We start from the raw sequence: 13,642 nt of genomic DNA, 5'->3' as shown, positions 1-13,642 counted from the left end.
GATCCGCGGCGCAAAGCCACGACTCCGAACCGGCTTGACCGCCAGATTTCAACCATTCGACGGATAAAATGAGATAGGTATGTCATTTCTGGCAGATCATTATCAGCTATGAAGCATGGGTCAAAGCGTCCAGGTGTGAGCGTATCCTTACGAATCGGCCTCAGCACGATTGTCCCTTATCCGCGAGTAATCGAACGCCGAGTCTTTGAAAAAATTCTCACCAGGTTTCGACTGATTTAAATTCCAATGTGCGCTTCTGTATTTCGAGAAATCTGGCAAACGTCGAAACGTTAGACTCAAGGCTTTTAGATCCAACAACAGGAAACCAAAGCGTCCTTTGAGCAAATCACGGACACTCCGGTCCAGCCACACAAAAAACACTAATGGCACGTGACTAAGGCTAAAGTACTTAAGCCCCAACCCCATGAAGTTAGAAAGAGCATGAATATATCTCTTTTGTCCGACTTTCGAGCGAATGTTGGGCAAAGTTTGGGCGTTGCTTGCCCCGAGAGCATGCCCCACGATAGCGGCAGGAACTGAAAGGCACTTCCATCCCAACTGCCACAAGCGGACTCCCAGATCGGTGTCTTCGTCGTCCAGAAAAAAGGAAACATCCCACCCTCCAGTCTCCTCATAGACGCTCCGCTTTATGAGGCAGGAACCAGCATTCGCAAAGCTTACTTGCACCGTACTACTTATACGGTGGTACTCGGGCCTCAGAAATGGGTATGGAACTGCTCGGCACCAAGTCGTTCGCTGATACCAGACTCCGCAGTTCAGCAAGGTCTTGCCATCATAAAGACATTGAGTCGGCATCACGGCCCCCACTTTGTCATCGCTCAGCAGCGCCTCGACGCAAAGCCTCAGGCAATCGGGAGCGTACCACATGTCCTCGTTGGAAAAATACAGCAGATCGTGACTGGCGACCTTGAAACCTTCTGCATAGCCTGAAACAAGGCCCTTTTCCGGCGGGTGCTGAATAACTTTGATCCAAGGATTTTGTGCGTAAAAGGCCGGCGAATCATCCGTGCTTTGACGGTCCACAATAATGAGTTCGACAGCGACTTTTTCCTGCTCACGCAGGCTTTGGATGAGGCGTGGCAGGTATTTCCCGCCATTGAAATTGCTGACGATAAAAGAAACAGGCGTCGAGGCTGACATGGTGCCGGCGTGAAAAATGAGAAAGCAAATAGAAGACCTGATTGAATCAGGGCCGCCAGGACTGTGGGAGATTTTTAAGAACCTCAATATCCTCAAAGCGCACCGGCGTTGCAGGCCCCTGCGACCTCACCCACTGGGCCATGCGCCGCAGTCCGTCTCTGAGTGTAACCGCAGGAGGAGGCGAGAAAACACGCTGAACCTTGGCATGGTTGGAGAAAGCATGCACCACTTCCTGCCGGGCTTCCAGATGCCGAAGCTGGCACGGCACCGCAAACGCACGCGCTATTTCCTCCGCGAGTTCCTTGACACTGTAGGCCGTGTCAGCCCCAACGTTAAACACCTGGTTGCGGGCTGCTGGAACCAGCGGAGCGCGAGCGATAATCGGAGCTACGTCATCCACATGGGAAAAAGCACGAGTCTGCAGACCGTCACCAAACACACTCATCGGCAAGTCCTGCAGCACTTGATTCATGAAGATGCCAATGACATTGCGGTACTTGTCCGCGATGTTCTGGCGTTCGCCATAGACATTGTGCGGACGAAAGATCACAAAATCGAGACCGAACATCTCGTGGGCAGCAGCGAGGTCGAGTTCAACCGCATATTTCGAAATGCCATACGGATCTTCGGGCTTAGGTGTCATATCTTCTGACATGGGGGTCTGACCGGCTCCATAGACAGCAATGGACGAGGTGAAGACAAAGCAGGAAGCTGCGTGGTTCACCGCCTGGTTGATCAGATTGATGGAGGCCACCAGATTGGTTTCATAATTGAACCGCCGCACAAAATGCGAAAGACCTTCGGCAGCGTACGCTCCCAAATGATAGATCGTATCAAAATGCCTCCCATCCCAGAGCGATGCGACAAATACGGGATCGCGAAGGTCTCCCTGGATAAACTCACAGCCATCCGGAACATTGGCTAGAAAGCCTCCCGAAAGATCGTCCGTGGCAACGACTTGAAAGCCGAGCTTGAGGCAATGTTCCGCGACATGGGAGCCGATAAAACCGGCCGCGCCGGTGACAAGAACGCTGAGTGATTTTTGATTGTTCATTAAAAAGAAAAACTTTAACTCCAGTGGCCACCTTTAAATACTACGCATTTCAGCAAAAGCTCCGCCGAAAGACATCAGGTTTCCTTAGCTCGATTTTCAGGCAAAAAGGTTCCTGAGCCTCCCTTGAGCATGATTCCCTGCCCGGTTGGAAGGGAAAGAATAGGCACACCATATTGTTGAGCGATATCATTAAAACTTGAGTAAGTCTTCTCAAACCCACTATAAGCGTAATCATCAATGAGAACCACAGCGCAAGGCGCAAGCTTGGGCCAAAAGAATTCAAACGCAGCCACATCCGCTTTTGCGCTGTTCATGTCGATTGAGAGAAAAGCCACGTTATCGATATGAATTGAAGAGAGCGATTCAGGCACTCTTCCACGAATCAGATTCACCCTTTGAAATTCAGAAAAGTTATCAACAGCATCTTTATAGCAATCACTATATTGCTTATTAAAGCTCAATCTGCCCGCATTGATTTCTTCGGACGAAAGCAACTCGGTTGCGATCCCTTGAAAGGTATCAAAGAGAAAAAAACTGCGGTCAAGACTGTTCCAATCAAGGTATTTCATGATAGCTGACGCCAGAAATCCACGGTTTACGCCGCACTCGACAAAGTCACCGCCGAGTCTCACGGCGTGAGATGCTGCCCAAAGCGCCACATGTAGTCTCCAGGTCATGAACCCGAGTGTCGGATCTGCCATCAATGCGCGGGCCAAAGCCACTTGATATTTTGGATCGTCTAGGAATTCATGGTTGTGCAGCGTCTGCATCCCATCGCTGTCGTAGCGCTTGATGCCATCAATTCGCGTGAGCCGAACGCCCAAAAAATCCAGTAGTTTTTTTAAAACACTCTTCATTGATCAGGAAACTTTGCACTCACTTTGAGTCAATTTGATAATCCCGATACCTCCCCAGCCTTGGTCGGGATCTTCGACGAATTCAAAAAAAGGGAACCTCACCTTTAACTCCGTCCAAAGCTGATCCACTTCACATTTTTCGACATGTTTATGACGTAAAATGTCATGAAAAACGACGTACCCCTCGGACTTGACCAAAGGAGACCAGAGTTCAAAATCCCTTTTAACACCTTTGTAGGAGTGATCTCCATCAATAAAGAGGATGTCGAGCTTCATACCAGCAAGCGCCACTTCGGCTTGCTGCCTCGTTTGTTCCGAATGGCTGTCATCCTGAATGCAGGTGAGAGAAACCTCGGGGCGGTCGAACAAAAATTCTTGATACAGCTTTTGTTTGATGGCGGGATAACCGCCACCATGAATGCCCCCTGGAAGATCCACAGAGACGATCTTCTTCGACGCTATTCGGCACCACGCCAACAATGTCGCACCTTTGGCTGTGCCAATCTCAAGCACACAAGCGGGCTTGATGCCCATGGCCCAATCGATCATGCTGATGAATTCCGAAGGCACCTGCCATGACCTCAATTCTGAAAACCAGCCTGATCCGGCAAAAGAGTCTGTTATCTCCACAAGCGACTTGGCCGTGTGATCAGCATTTTTCAGCCGTTCATGTAGTTGAGTCTTTGCGAGCTGGAAGTGCAATGGAGCAAAAATGTTTCGGTAGAAATTCCCAAGTCGCGTGCGCAGTTTCATGAGTAAATTTTTTTTGATGTTTGGCGAAATACTGACCGCAGTCCACAAATCGCAACTCCAACAGAATGCAGCAGTTGCCCCGAGCACACCACAATCACCATCATGGCCACCCCGGCCACAGTATCGACCCTGAAGACAAGGACTCCAACCACCTGCAACACCAGGGAGACGGGGACGTTCAGCCATGCATATCGAGTCCAGCCGCGAGCAAAGTTCATACACCACATCGCGGAGTTCATGCCACCAAGGCTGGCAGCCACCGTCACCAGCAACAGTTCGTGGTGCAAATGCGCATAAGCTGGACCGAGCAGCCAGAGAAACCAGCCCGATTCGAAATAGATCAGGCATAACACGCCACTGGCAAAGACTGCGTAAGCGCCTGCCACCAGTCCAATCATCCAGCCAAGACGACGTGCGCTCTGACATTTGGCGATTCGTGGCGGCACCAACTGAGCCATTGGTGCCCCGGCGATGGTGAATACAATCCCAAGCCGAGTCAGAGCCCCCAAATCCGCCACCTGACTGTTGCTGGCAAAGACGCTAATAAGCATGATCGAAAGCTGTCCCTGAAACGCCACGAAGAGGCAGGACGGCAACATCTGCCGCATGATCCGCCGAATGCGTGGAGCAAAGTCTTCCTCATCAGGCATTGCCGCCCCATGGACCAAAAGAGGCTCTACTTGGCGTTTGACCATTCGAGCCTGAAACCAGTGGCTAACACACATGGCCCCCATCGCCACGATGGCACTGCCATAGCCCATCACGGTGGGCAGAATGGTGAAGACTGACCTTGATGACGCGGCAGCAAGCTCAGCTATTTGAATCTCGCGGGTACGGTGATGCATGCGATTTACCACGGTTAGGACCGAAATTCGGGTGACCCAACCCAGCGGCAACACGACCAGCACGGTGATCACAACTGCCGTCAAAACAGGCGCATGATTGCGGCACAAAAGATAAAAGGTGGTAGGCAGCAAAAGAACGACGGCAAGGGCACTCGAACGGACGCGGGCACAAAGAGCTGCCGCCATCAGGTCTGCAAGCCTTTTGCCATTCTCCCACACAGAGCCGGCCAGCGACGTCACCGCCGACCCGATGCCTGAATCCGCAAGAATAGAAAGCCCGGCCGTCATACCACTAGCGATGGTGAACCAAGCATAGTCCTCCTTCGTGAGATGACGAACGAGGACAAAACCGGTGAGAATGCTCAAGACCTGAACCAATGCCTGCACAGCAGCAAAGCTCATCACCAGCGAAACCCAGCCAAATATGCGGGAACGATTGTGACGAGATGACAGCCATGAAATCATTTGATCAATCAATCATCACCGCCCATGCGCGTCTTTCCTGCGAAACACCGCCGGGGCAGGACTGAAGGTGCTGCGGAACAAAGGAATCCCTAACAGCGACGGCAGTGATGGCCCGGGCTGGGAGTGGATCAACTGAAAGCGTTCACCGCCAGCAAATGGAGGCAGTGATCCGTGCTTATCAGCACCACCCGAGCCGATGCCAGTCACAACGACATAATCCACCTGATCCGCCTGCAAGGCGGCATGATTCAACAGATCATAAACCTGGTTCCGATGGGCAAAGAGCCACCAATAGTCTCCCCCGCATGCCACGGAAGCCCCTTCAGGAACGAGTCCCTCCACTGTTTGCCTGAACGCCTCGATACGTTGGTCCGAGGGGGTCAAATATGCGCCCAGCATCATTCGAACATTAAGCCCTGTGAGCGGTAAAAAACCCACCAAGAGAATCGCCAACGTACACCGGGGCACCTGCGGGCCATACAGATGAAACTGTGAGAGCGCCGCAATGAGCCAAGGAATGAAAAACCAGTAATATGAACCTTGAAACGTGCTCTTGAGAAAGAAGAATGCCAATGGAAGGGAGATGGAGCCATACCAGACCAACCAGGACACCACCTGTTCTTTTTGCCGTAGTTTCAAATTTACGAAAAGGGCCATGACCCCGGGCAGCATGAAAATGCCAACCGCGATGAGTACAGGATACCAATAACGGAACAAGTGGCCCAGCGATGTGCTGAATGTATAACCCGTGATCGAAGCCGTAGCATTCAAGTTCTGCGCCAATGCGCCATGGTGATAAAGCCAGACCGGCAGGACGATAACCAGAGCAGTGGCAGTAGCAACTCCGCATATAACAACAAAGCGTTTGAACGTCAGTCCAAACACTCTGTGCCTGCGCAGCATCAAGGCCACAAGCAGGGGCGCGAGAGCCACTGAGCATGGCACGCTGGTCCCCAAACAAAAGCCGAAAAGCACCCCCGAAAGCACAAGCCGCCGCCACCCACACTTCTCATCCAGCCCGAGTATTAAGGCGAGTGCGCCATATCCAAAGCTCATGGCGAGCTGGTCAGGACGCGGCGGGTAGCCTGACAAGAGAAACAGCCAGCCTGCATTCCACGCCATCCCCTGCTTTGATGGTGCGGCTGAACGCAAAAACAAAATAAGAACTCCCGAAAGAAGGATGTGAATGACTGCATCATATCCGGCGCAAACGCGCCAGCTGAAGCCAAAGATCTTCACGCAACAACCAAACAGGAAAGGATAGACCGGAGGGTAACTGGCGAAAACTTCATTCAAGGGCGGCTGCCAACCACCGTAGTGCGGCTCTTCAGGTGAACGCCAGCCGGTGCCCGAGGCCCAGCTTAACCCAGGAGACTTGAAGAATATCTCATCCACCTGCGCGGGCTGGCTGACGGTCAGTTTGAAGGCAAAAAGGAACAACGCCGTCAAAACAAACACAGCAGGATACAGCTTGGTACATTTCATAAATTACAGCTTTCCTTCCATGCCGCCCTGCCGTTTTCGTCGTCCGTTTGCCTTTGCCAAGCCTCTCAGATCATTGCTGCCGGTAATCCCCACGGCTGAAGTACTTTTCCAGCCACACATAAGCAACGATGAAGAAGTAGCGGCTGCCCATCTCCCGAATTTTGAGCTTGGCAACGCCGGTGCGGCGGTTCCTCCACGTGATGGGCATGGTGGTCCAAGTGAACCCACGCACAATGGCTTTGAGAGGCAGCTCCACCGTAAGATTGAAATGCGGTGACAGCAGCGGACGGCAACTGTCGATGACCGTCCTTCGGTAGGCCTTGAAAGCGTTGGTGGTGTCGTTGAGCTTGATATTGAACAACAAGCGCACGAAAAGATTGGCAAGCCGGTTGATGCGAAGCTTCAGCCACGGGTAATCAATGATGCCCCCGCCTTTCATGAAGCGACTGCCAAAGACGCAGTCCCAGCCTTCATTGAGAAGATTCCAGTAGCGCACGACATCGCGGCAGTCATCGGATTCGTCGGCCATCATAATGACTGCAGCATCTCCTGTCATTGAGTCGAGTCCTTTGATAATGGCGCAGCCAAAACCGTGACGGCCTGTGTTTTGCACAGGATGAAGTTCTGCCAGCTCTTTGCCAAGGTCCGTGAGTATGGTCCAGGTGGCATCGCTGCTGCCATCATCGACGACCACAATTTCATGGGGAACGTTCTGAAGCTTCAATTCCAAGTTCAAATGTCTGACCGTGGAGGCAATGCAGCCCTCTTCATCTCGCGCAGGAATGATGATGCTCAAAAGGCCGAGCCGGGTGAGGGTGGTGGGCGACATGATGGAACGAAAAGACGGATTTTAGCCGATTTTTTGCAGCAACGTATGATGTTCCACAGCCCACGCCATGGTGTCAGCTACAATCCTCCGGAGATCTCTGGCGGGCCGCCAGTCAGTGCGCTGAAACAGATGAGTGCAATCAGCAACAAAAAGGCGCAGGTCGAACGGGCGCTGCGCACTGTCAGACCGGACGGAAATCGAATGTCCGCCGAGTTCTTTACACAGCTGGGTGAGTTCCTGGAGAGAAATGCTTTGGACCAAGCCGCCGGCCACATTTCCAACCCAGCCATCCCAAGCATCGAACCCGGATATTTGCAGGGCGATGAGTTCACAGAGGTCCTGAACATGAAGTACGTCGCGAACCTGTTTGCCATTGCCGCCATAGCCAATGTAAGAAAGTGGGCGATTAAACAAATGAGCCATTGCCCACAGAGCGATAACACCCTGGTCCACTTTGCCAAACTGCCACGGTCCAGCCACCACTCCACAACGGTTAATCACGGCCCGCAGCCCGAAACTCGCACGATATTCTTCGATTAATTGCTCCGCTGCCAGTTTGGTGAAACCATAAAGAGAGCGAGCGCCCCGGAGGTCCAAGGCCTCACTCACTCCCTGTCTGCTGATGCCCGCCGTGCCTTGCTCCAACCAGCGAAAACGGGTCTCGTCTTCAACCCACCCGTGCGCCTCCAGTGGTGCAACGGGATAAACCCTGCTAGTCGAAAGAAAGATCACACGCGAGTTCCACAGCCGGGCCTTCTCCAGGCAGTGATACGCTCCTACCAGATTTGTTTGGAAAAGGTAATCGGGAGAGCCGTCCTGCCCGGCAAGCACGGACGGTTCCGCCGAACACTCAATGAGCACCTCGAAGGGACCCGTTGGAAATTCTGCCGGGATGCGGATGTCTCCAAGGTGAAACTGAATGCTCATTTCCTGCAGCCTGGAAATATTGATCTCGGATCCGCGCCGGTAGAGATTGTCCATGCACACAATTACAGCACGGGGATACCGTGACCGCAGATGGCAGGCAAGGTTTGAGCCGATAAAGCCCGCACCACCAGTGATGAGGATGCTTTCAGGATTCATCACAGACTGGCCAAAGTGGCGCTATAAATCTCCCCAAACACATCATCCAAATTTTTGGTGATGTCCCAGCCGGGGTAGTGGGCTTTCATCTTGGAGAGATCACTGAGGTAGCAAATGTGGTCCCCTTCCCGGTTTTTGTCCACGTACTCCCATTGCATCGCTTTGCCGGAGAGCGCGGCGATGCGATCGAAGGCTTCGAGAATCGAAACGCTGTTCGCGCGGCCACCGCCGATGTTGTACACCTCGCCACAGCGTGGGTTTTCAAAGAAGGCGTGGATGAAGCGCGCCACGTCCAGGCTGTGGATGTTATCCCGCACTTGTTTGCCCTTGTAGCCATAGACGTTGTACTTTCTTCCCATGAGATTGCACTTGATGAGATAGCTCAGGAAGCCGTGCAGTTCCACGCCGCTGTGGTTGGGTCCCGTGAGGCAGCCACCACGGAGGGCGCAGCATTTCATGCCAAAATAGCGTCCGTATTCCTGCACCATCACGTCCGCAGCCACCTTCGAGGCGCCGAAAAGACTGTGTTTGCTCTGATCAATCGGGAACTCCTCGGTGATGCCGTTTTCATACGCCGCATCATCATAGTCCCAGCGGGTGGCCAGCTCCTTGAGCTTGATGGTGTTGGGCCGGTCGCCATAGACCTTGTTGGTGCTCATGTGAACGAACACCGCCTCCGGCGCGTGCAGGCGGGTGGCCTCCAGCAGGTTCAGCGTACCGACGGCATTCGTGTCAAAATCATCGAAAGGGCGCGAAGCTGCGAGGTCATGGCTGGGCTGGGCGGCGGTGTGCACCACATGCGTGGGCTGCAGCGTGGCAAGATAGGCGAGCACAGATCTGCGATCGCGGATATCGAGCTCATGGTGCTGAAAAGCCGCATGTTTTGCCTTGAGGCGCTCCTGATTCCACCGGGTGTCTCCCTGGGGGCCAAAGAAGTCGGCGCGCATGTTGTTGTCCACGCCATGCACCTGCCATCCCTGCTGACAGAAGTAGTCAACGACTTCGGAGCCGATGAGACCGGAGGATCCGGTTACGAGTAGTTTCATAGAAGATAAGCAGGTTGCCGCAATGGGAAACCTTCAGGGTGAGACAGCATCCTTGACCGTTGCAAAGAGCATCTCGACGTGATCGAGGCTGCCGGCGGATGTGCCTGGCTGCTGCTGCCATTCGCTCACCGCTTGCAAATGCACGGGGAAATTCCAGTGCAGGAGGGGGGCGGAGTGGAGGAGGAGAGGCTGTTTTGGGAAGGATTGCTGGAGGAAGACTTCGTCGATGAGCTGGGGATGAGACTGGCCCCACATGAGGTGCCAGTCACGCGGGGCGCGGTGGCGGAAGGTGAGGGAGCCGTTGGGGCAGAAGCAGACGAAGAGGCCGCCGGGCTTGAGCAGGCGCATGCCGGTGGCGATCATGGCGGCGGGCGAAGGGACGTGCTCGATGACGTGGGCGGAAAAAAAGACGTCGTAGCTGGCGGGTTGGAGCGTGTCCAGGGCGGGCATGGAGACACCGAGCTGGGCGCGGGCGTAGGTGGCGCGGGGGCGGGAGATTTCGAAGGCGTCCACCTGATAGCCCGCAGCGGCGAGTTGATGGCTGCCGTAGCCCCAGGAGCAGCCGTAGTCGAAGAGCCGGGCGCCGGGGCTGATGCGCAGGGCACGTAGCACGGCGATGTAGTGGGCGTAGTTTTTTTCGGAACCGGCAAACTGGGTGGCGATGAGATGCCGAATCTCCGTGGGCGAAGGAAGATCGGTGGTGAAGCCTTCGGTGTAGTCTTCCTGGTAGAAGGTTTCATTCTCCTGGGCATCGGAGGTGGGGATGCGGTAAAGGAGCTTGCAGCGAGAGCAGCGGCAGAAGGTGGTGACGAGCCATTTTTGATCGAGCTGCTCGGCGGGGGCGGAGCCGCAGGAGGGGCAGTTGCGATGGCCACCGATGAAGTGCTTGGCTGCGCTGGAGAGCAGGTAGCTGGTTTTGTTGCGCAGACGCTGCAATGTGCCGGAGGAGGTCATGGGAGGCAGGATCTCCCCTGCCCTGCAACATGGCCCTTTTTGGGTTTTTCTTCCGTGGTCAACTGTGGCAGAAGTGCGGCGTGGCGAATGATGTGACGCAAACCCGACCTGTGAAGTTGAACCCGGAGAATCTGCGGGTGCATGTGATTCACTACACGAAGTTCACGGAGCGCCGGGCGCACATGGAAAAGACGCTGCGCGAGCATGGGCTGGACCGTTTCCCGATTAGCTGGATGACGGCGCATGATCGCGAGGAGGTGCTGGCGGGTGGCGCGTATGAGCGTGGGGAGTTCGGAGATCCGAAGGTCATTTCGGCGGGCTCGGTTTCGCTGATTTTGAAGCACCTGCAAGTTTACCGCGCGGTGGTGGCTGAGCCGGAGTGCTGGCATCTCGTTCTGGAAGATGATGTGCTGATCCGTCCCGGCTTCCTGACTGCGCTGGAGGGCTGCATGAGCGAGCTGCCGAGCGAGTGGGATTTGTGCTTTGTGGGCTTGGGCTGCGATCTGCATGTGCCGTGGTGGAAACGGCGTGCGGGCAAACGCATCTACTGGCGTGGCTGGAAACGCGGCCTGCTGTGGGGTGGCGGTGGCTGCTCGCGCTGCACGGAGGCTTATCTGATTCATCCGCGCTGTGCGCAGCGGGTGCTGGGCAGCCGGTTTGCGCATCCGCCGTTCAGCCGAGCGATCGACTGGCATCTGAATGCAGCAGGGATGGAGTTGCAGATTCATTCCCTCTGGGCCGAGCCGCCGCTGGTCACGCAGGGGGCTTTTGAGAGCTGGATGAAGGACGCCACGCTGAATCCGCCGGGGCAGTCCCAGTATTGAAGAGGCGCTGGTATGCGTCTGCATCATGGGGCCACGGGTAAGGAAGCGACTTTGAAGTCCACGAGAGGGACGATGCAGCCGCTGAAGGTCTCCACGCCATGGGCGGCGGAGTCGGTGGTACGCACGACTTCAAAGCGCACCACTTCGGGCAGGTAGTCTTCAAAACCGCGCGGGCTGCGCATGCCGAGGCTGAGGTGATAAACACCGGGGACGAGGCGGAAATTCTGCCAGCGAAAGGAGAAGGCGGTGAGGCCGGGCTGGATGGGGACATTGCCGCCGGTGACGGCGCTGGTCCATGAGGCGATCTCAAAGCCTTTGCCGGAATGCACGGCGACGCCGGGCTCGATCTCATGCACGGTGCCGTTGCTCTGCACGGTGATCTGGAGTTCAAGGTCCACGCCGTAATCGATCATCCATGCCTGCTGTCCTTCGTTGTGCGAAGTGAGGCTGATGGACATGAGTTTGACACCGGAAAGCACGGGCTGCGGGCGATGTTTGTCGGAGAGATTAACGACGGCACCCGTGGTGGGGGCGAGGCCGGAATAAACTTCAATGCCTTCCTGCGTGGGACCGTCAAAGACGAGCCTGCCGTGATCCAGCACGATGACGCGGGAGCAGAGGCGTGAGACGGCGCTGAGATTGTGACTGACGAAGATGACGGTGCGTCCTCCGCCCTGCGCGGACTGCTCCATCTTGCCGAGGCATTTTTTCTGAAACGCGGCATCGCCCACGGCGAGCACTTCATCGATGATGAGGATTTCGGGATCGAGATGCGCGGCGATGGCAAAGGCGAGGCGCACGTACATGCCGGAGGAGTAGCGCTTCACGGGCGTGTCGAGAAATTTCTCCACTTCGGCAAAGGCGACGATCTCGTCAAACTTTGCGCTGACTTGCACACGGGTCATGCCGAGCATGGCGCCATTGAGGAAGATGTTTTCGCGGCCGGTGAGTTCGGGATGGAAGCCGGTGCCCACTTCGAGAAGAGAGCCGACGGTGCCGCGCAGAGTGATGCGCCCCATGGTGGGCGCGGTGATGCGGGAGAGAAGCTTCAGCAATGTACTCTTGCCTGCGCCGTTGTGGCCGATGATGCCGACGACTTCGCCACGGGTGATTTCAAAGCTGACATCGCGTAACGCCCAGAAGACTTCGCGGGTGGTTTGCGGCTTGTTGCGCGAGAGCCAGCGAAGCGGAGCTTTGGCGGAGTGGACCAAGGCATCGCTGAGGCGCTGATAAGGGGCGCGCTCGGTCTGGTGGCTGAGCAGGTAGCTTTTGCCAAGAGATTCGATGCCGATGATGGACTCGGGTTTCATCGGGGAGGGAGGGCAAGCACCTGGGAGGCGGCGGCCATGATGGCATCGGCGCTGATCTGCTGCATGCAGGCGATGTCGTAGGGGCAGCCGGTTTCCCAGTGGAGGCGGGGCGTGCGATGGTGGCAGCCTGCGCAATCCACCTGCGCGGAGAGGGCGCGCTGGCGTGGGGTTTCAAACATGCGGCAGGAGGCGAGCGTGGGGCCAAAGATGGCGACGAGCGGGGCGCGCGTGCCTGCGGCGAGGTGAAGCATGATGGAGTCGATGGTCAGCACGAGAGCGCTTTGATCGAAGAGATTGCACAGGGAAGCGAGTGGTGCGCCGATCACGAGTTCATCGCAGCCAGGGATGGTCTGTGCGGGTGAGGGATGAGGCAGGACATGCAGCACACAAAGTCCTAGCTCGCTTTTGAGCCGGGGGATCACGGCGCTCCACACCGCCATGGGAGCCTCGCGCACGGGCCAGGAGGGGCCGGTGTAGATGCAGGCGAAGGGCTGTGCGGCACGGAACAAGGGTACGCGCTCGAAGTGCCACGCTGGATGTTGCATTTCCTGCGGGCAGCCGAGTTGACGAAGATAGGTGTGCACCATGTGGGTGCCGGCGGTGTCGTGGGGCTCGTACTCCATTTCCACCACTTCGCAGAAGCGCCGGAGAAGCGACTGCATGTGGGGATTGGGCAGGTGCGGGGCGATGACCGCAATGTCCGGCGAAGCGAGTCGCACGGCCTCCAGCATGGCGGGCTGGGTGAGAAAGAGCAGCACGTCCTGCGGTGAGTGTTTCGCGGCCAAATCTGCGGCTGCGGCGGCCCAGAGCACATCGCCAAGACCGCCTGCGCGGGCGAGCACTCGCACGCGACCGCCGCGCTGATGGGCGCTGCGTTTGGCACGGCGAAGGGTGCGGACAACGCTGAGCGCTTCCCAGGGTCGGCGGCAGAGCCAGGCCAGAACTTTGAGAGCGGGAGAAAGCCAGGGCATCGGTG

At 56.0% G+C, this 13,642-nt stretch carries 13 protein-coding genes; 1 reads left to right on the top strand and 12 read right to left on the bottom strand.

What is annotated here, in order from left to right:
- Positions 1 to 147: 147 nt before the first annotated feature.
- The 10 genes from ACILSR_RS12970 to ACILSR_RS12925 all read right to left on the bottom strand — a co-directional run bounded on the left by ACILSR_RS12970 (position 148) and on the right by ACILSR_RS12925 (position 10,532).
- The gene (locus ACILSR_RS12970) at positions 148 to 1,161 is read right to left on the bottom strand and encodes a glycosyltransferase family 2 protein (RefSeq protein WP_395750201.1); all 1,014 of its coding nucleotides are present in this window, start codon (positions 1,159 to 1,161) and stop codon (positions 148 to 150) included.
- Between the two features lie 46 nt (positions 1,162 to 1,207).
- Entirely contained in the window at positions 1,208 to 2,215 is a 1,008-nt protein-coding gene (locus ACILSR_RS12965; protein WP_395750200.1) for an NAD-dependent epimerase/dehydratase family protein, read from the bottom strand.
- A 74-nt stretch (positions 2,216 to 2,289) separates the two neighbouring features.
- Entirely contained in the window at positions 2,290 to 3,072 is a 783-nt protein-coding gene (locus tag ACILSR_RS12960; protein WP_395750199.1) for a TylF/MycF/NovP-related O-methyltransferase, read from the bottom strand.
- A gap of 3 nt (positions 3,073 to 3,075) precedes the next feature.
- The gene (locus tag ACILSR_RS12955) at positions 3,076 to 3,825 is read right to left on the bottom strand and encodes a class I SAM-dependent methyltransferase (protein WP_395750198.1); all 750 of its coding nucleotides are present in this window, start codon (positions 3,823 to 3,825) and stop codon (positions 3,076 to 3,078) included.
- Positions 3,822 to 5,135 carry a lipopolysaccharide biosynthesis protein gene (locus tag ACILSR_RS12950; RefSeq protein WP_395750197.1) on the bottom strand — a complete coding sequence of 438 codons (1,314 nt, stop codon included), beginning with the start codon at positions 5,133 to 5,135 and terminating at the stop codon, positions 3,822 to 3,824. Before ACILSR_RS12950 ends, ACILSR_RS12955 begins: the two co-directional genes overlap by 4 nt.
- A 15-nt stretch (positions 5,136 to 5,150) precedes the next feature.
- Positions 5,151 to 6,620: a hypothetical protein gene (locus tag ACILSR_RS12945; protein WP_395750196.1), complete on the bottom strand. Its 1,470-nt coding sequence runs from the start codon at positions 6,618 to 6,620 to the stop codon at positions 5,151 to 5,153.
- Between the two features lie 70 nt (positions 6,621 to 6,690).
- The gene (locus ACILSR_RS12940; protein ID WP_395750195.1) at positions 6,691 to 7,449 is read right to left on the bottom strand and encodes a glycosyltransferase family 2 protein; all 759 of its coding nucleotides are present in this window, start codon (positions 7,447 to 7,449) and stop codon (positions 6,691 to 6,693) included.
- Positions 7,450 to 7,470: 21 nt separating this feature from the next.
- Positions 7,471 to 8,532 (bottom strand): NAD-dependent epimerase/dehydratase family protein, encoded by a 1,062-nt coding sequence (locus ACILSR_RS12935; RefSeq protein WP_395750194.1) that lies wholly within the window; start codon positions 8,530 to 8,532, stop codon positions 7,471 to 7,473.
- Positions 8,532 to 9,578, bottom strand: a complete 1,047-nt coding sequence (locus ACILSR_RS12930; RefSeq protein ID WP_395750193.1) for an NAD-dependent epimerase/dehydratase family protein — start codon at positions 9,576 to 9,578, stop codon at positions 8,532 to 8,534. The genes ACILSR_RS12935 and ACILSR_RS12930 overlap by 1 nt, the downstream gene beginning before the upstream one ends.
- A gap of 33 nt (positions 9,579 to 9,611) precedes the next feature.
- Positions 9,612 to 10,532, bottom strand: a complete 921-nt coding sequence (locus tag ACILSR_RS12925) for a class I SAM-dependent methyltransferase (protein ID WP_395750192.1) — start codon at positions 10,530 to 10,532, stop codon at positions 9,612 to 9,614.
- 110 nt (positions 10,533 to 10,642) lie between these two features.
- Between ACILSR_RS12925 and ACILSR_RS12920 the strand changes: the two genes are divergently transcribed.
- Complete coding sequence (locus ACILSR_RS12920; protein WP_395750191.1) at positions 10,643 to 11,356, top strand: glycosyltransferase family 25 protein; 714 nt, start codon at positions 10,643 to 10,645, stop codon at positions 11,354 to 11,356.
- 23 nt (positions 11,357 to 11,379) lie between these two features.
- Here ACILSR_RS12920 and ACILSR_RS12915 read toward each other — a convergent pair whose 3' ends face one another.
- Positions 11,380 to 12,666: an ABC transporter ATP-binding protein gene (locus ACILSR_RS12915; protein WP_395750190.1), complete on the bottom strand. Its 1,287-nt coding sequence runs from the start codon at positions 12,664 to 12,666 to the stop codon at positions 11,380 to 11,382.
- Positions 12,663 to 13,637 (bottom strand): glycosyltransferase family 9 protein, encoded by a 975-nt coding sequence (locus ACILSR_RS12910; protein ID WP_395750189.1) that lies wholly within the window; start codon positions 13,635 to 13,637, stop codon positions 12,663 to 12,665. Before ACILSR_RS12910 ends, ACILSR_RS12915 begins: the two co-directional genes overlap by 4 nt.
- Positions 13,638 to 13,642 lie beyond the last annotated feature (5 nt).

Origin of the sequence: Prosthecobacter sp., assembly GCF_044222565.1 — a bacterium.
Taxonomy (GTDB): Bacteria; Verrucomicrobiota; Verrucomicrobiia; order Verrucomicrobiales; family Verrucomicrobiaceae; genus Prosthecobacter.
This window is presented reverse-complemented; position numbering and strand designations above follow the sequence as displayed.

Coding starts and splice junctions, on each gene's coding strand:
- ACILSR_RS12970 (WP_395750201.1), bottom strand. CDS start 1,161: ATGTCAGCCTCGACGCCTGTTTCTTTTATCGTCAGCAATTTCAATGGC.
- ACILSR_RS12965 (WP_395750200.1), bottom strand. CDS start 2,215: ATGAACAATCAAAAATCACTCAGCGTTCTTGTCACCGGCGCGGCCGGT.
- ACILSR_RS12960 (WP_395750199.1), bottom strand. CDS start 3,072: ATGAAGAGTGTTTTAAAAAAACTACTGGATTTTTTGGGCGTTCGGCTC.
- ACILSR_RS12955 (WP_395750198.1), bottom strand. CDS start 3,825: ATGAAACTGCGCACGCGACTTGGGAATTTCTACCGAAACATTTTTGCT.
- ACILSR_RS12950 (WP_395750197.1), bottom strand. CDS start 5,135: ATGATTTCATGGCTGTCATCTCGTCACAATCGTTCCCGCATATTTGGC.
- ACILSR_RS12945 (WP_395750196.1), bottom strand. CDS start 6,620: ATGAAATGTACCAAGCTGTATCCTGCTGTGTTTGTTTTGACGGCGTTG.
- ACILSR_RS12940 (WP_395750195.1), bottom strand. CDS start 7,449: ATGTCGCCCACCACCCTCACCCGGCTCGGCCTTTTGAGCATCATCATT.
- ACILSR_RS12935 (WP_395750194.1), bottom strand. CDS start 8,532: ATGAATCCTGAAAGCATCCTCATCACTGGTGGTGCGGGCTTTATCGGC.
- ACILSR_RS12930 (WP_395750193.1), bottom strand. CDS start 9,578: ATGAAACTACTCGTAACCGGATCCTCCGGTCTCATCGGCTCCGAAGTC.
- ACILSR_RS12925 (WP_395750192.1), bottom strand. CDS start 10,532: ATGACCTCCTCCGGCACATTGCAGCGTCTGCGCAACAAAACCAGCTAC.
- ACILSR_RS12915 (WP_395750190.1), bottom strand. CDS start 12,666: ATGAAACCCGAGTCCATCATCGGCATCGAATCTCTTGGCAAAAGCTAC.
- ACILSR_RS12910 (WP_395750189.1), bottom strand. CDS start 13,637: ATGCCCTGGCTTTCTCCCGCTCTCAAAGTTCTGGCCTGGCTCTGCCGC.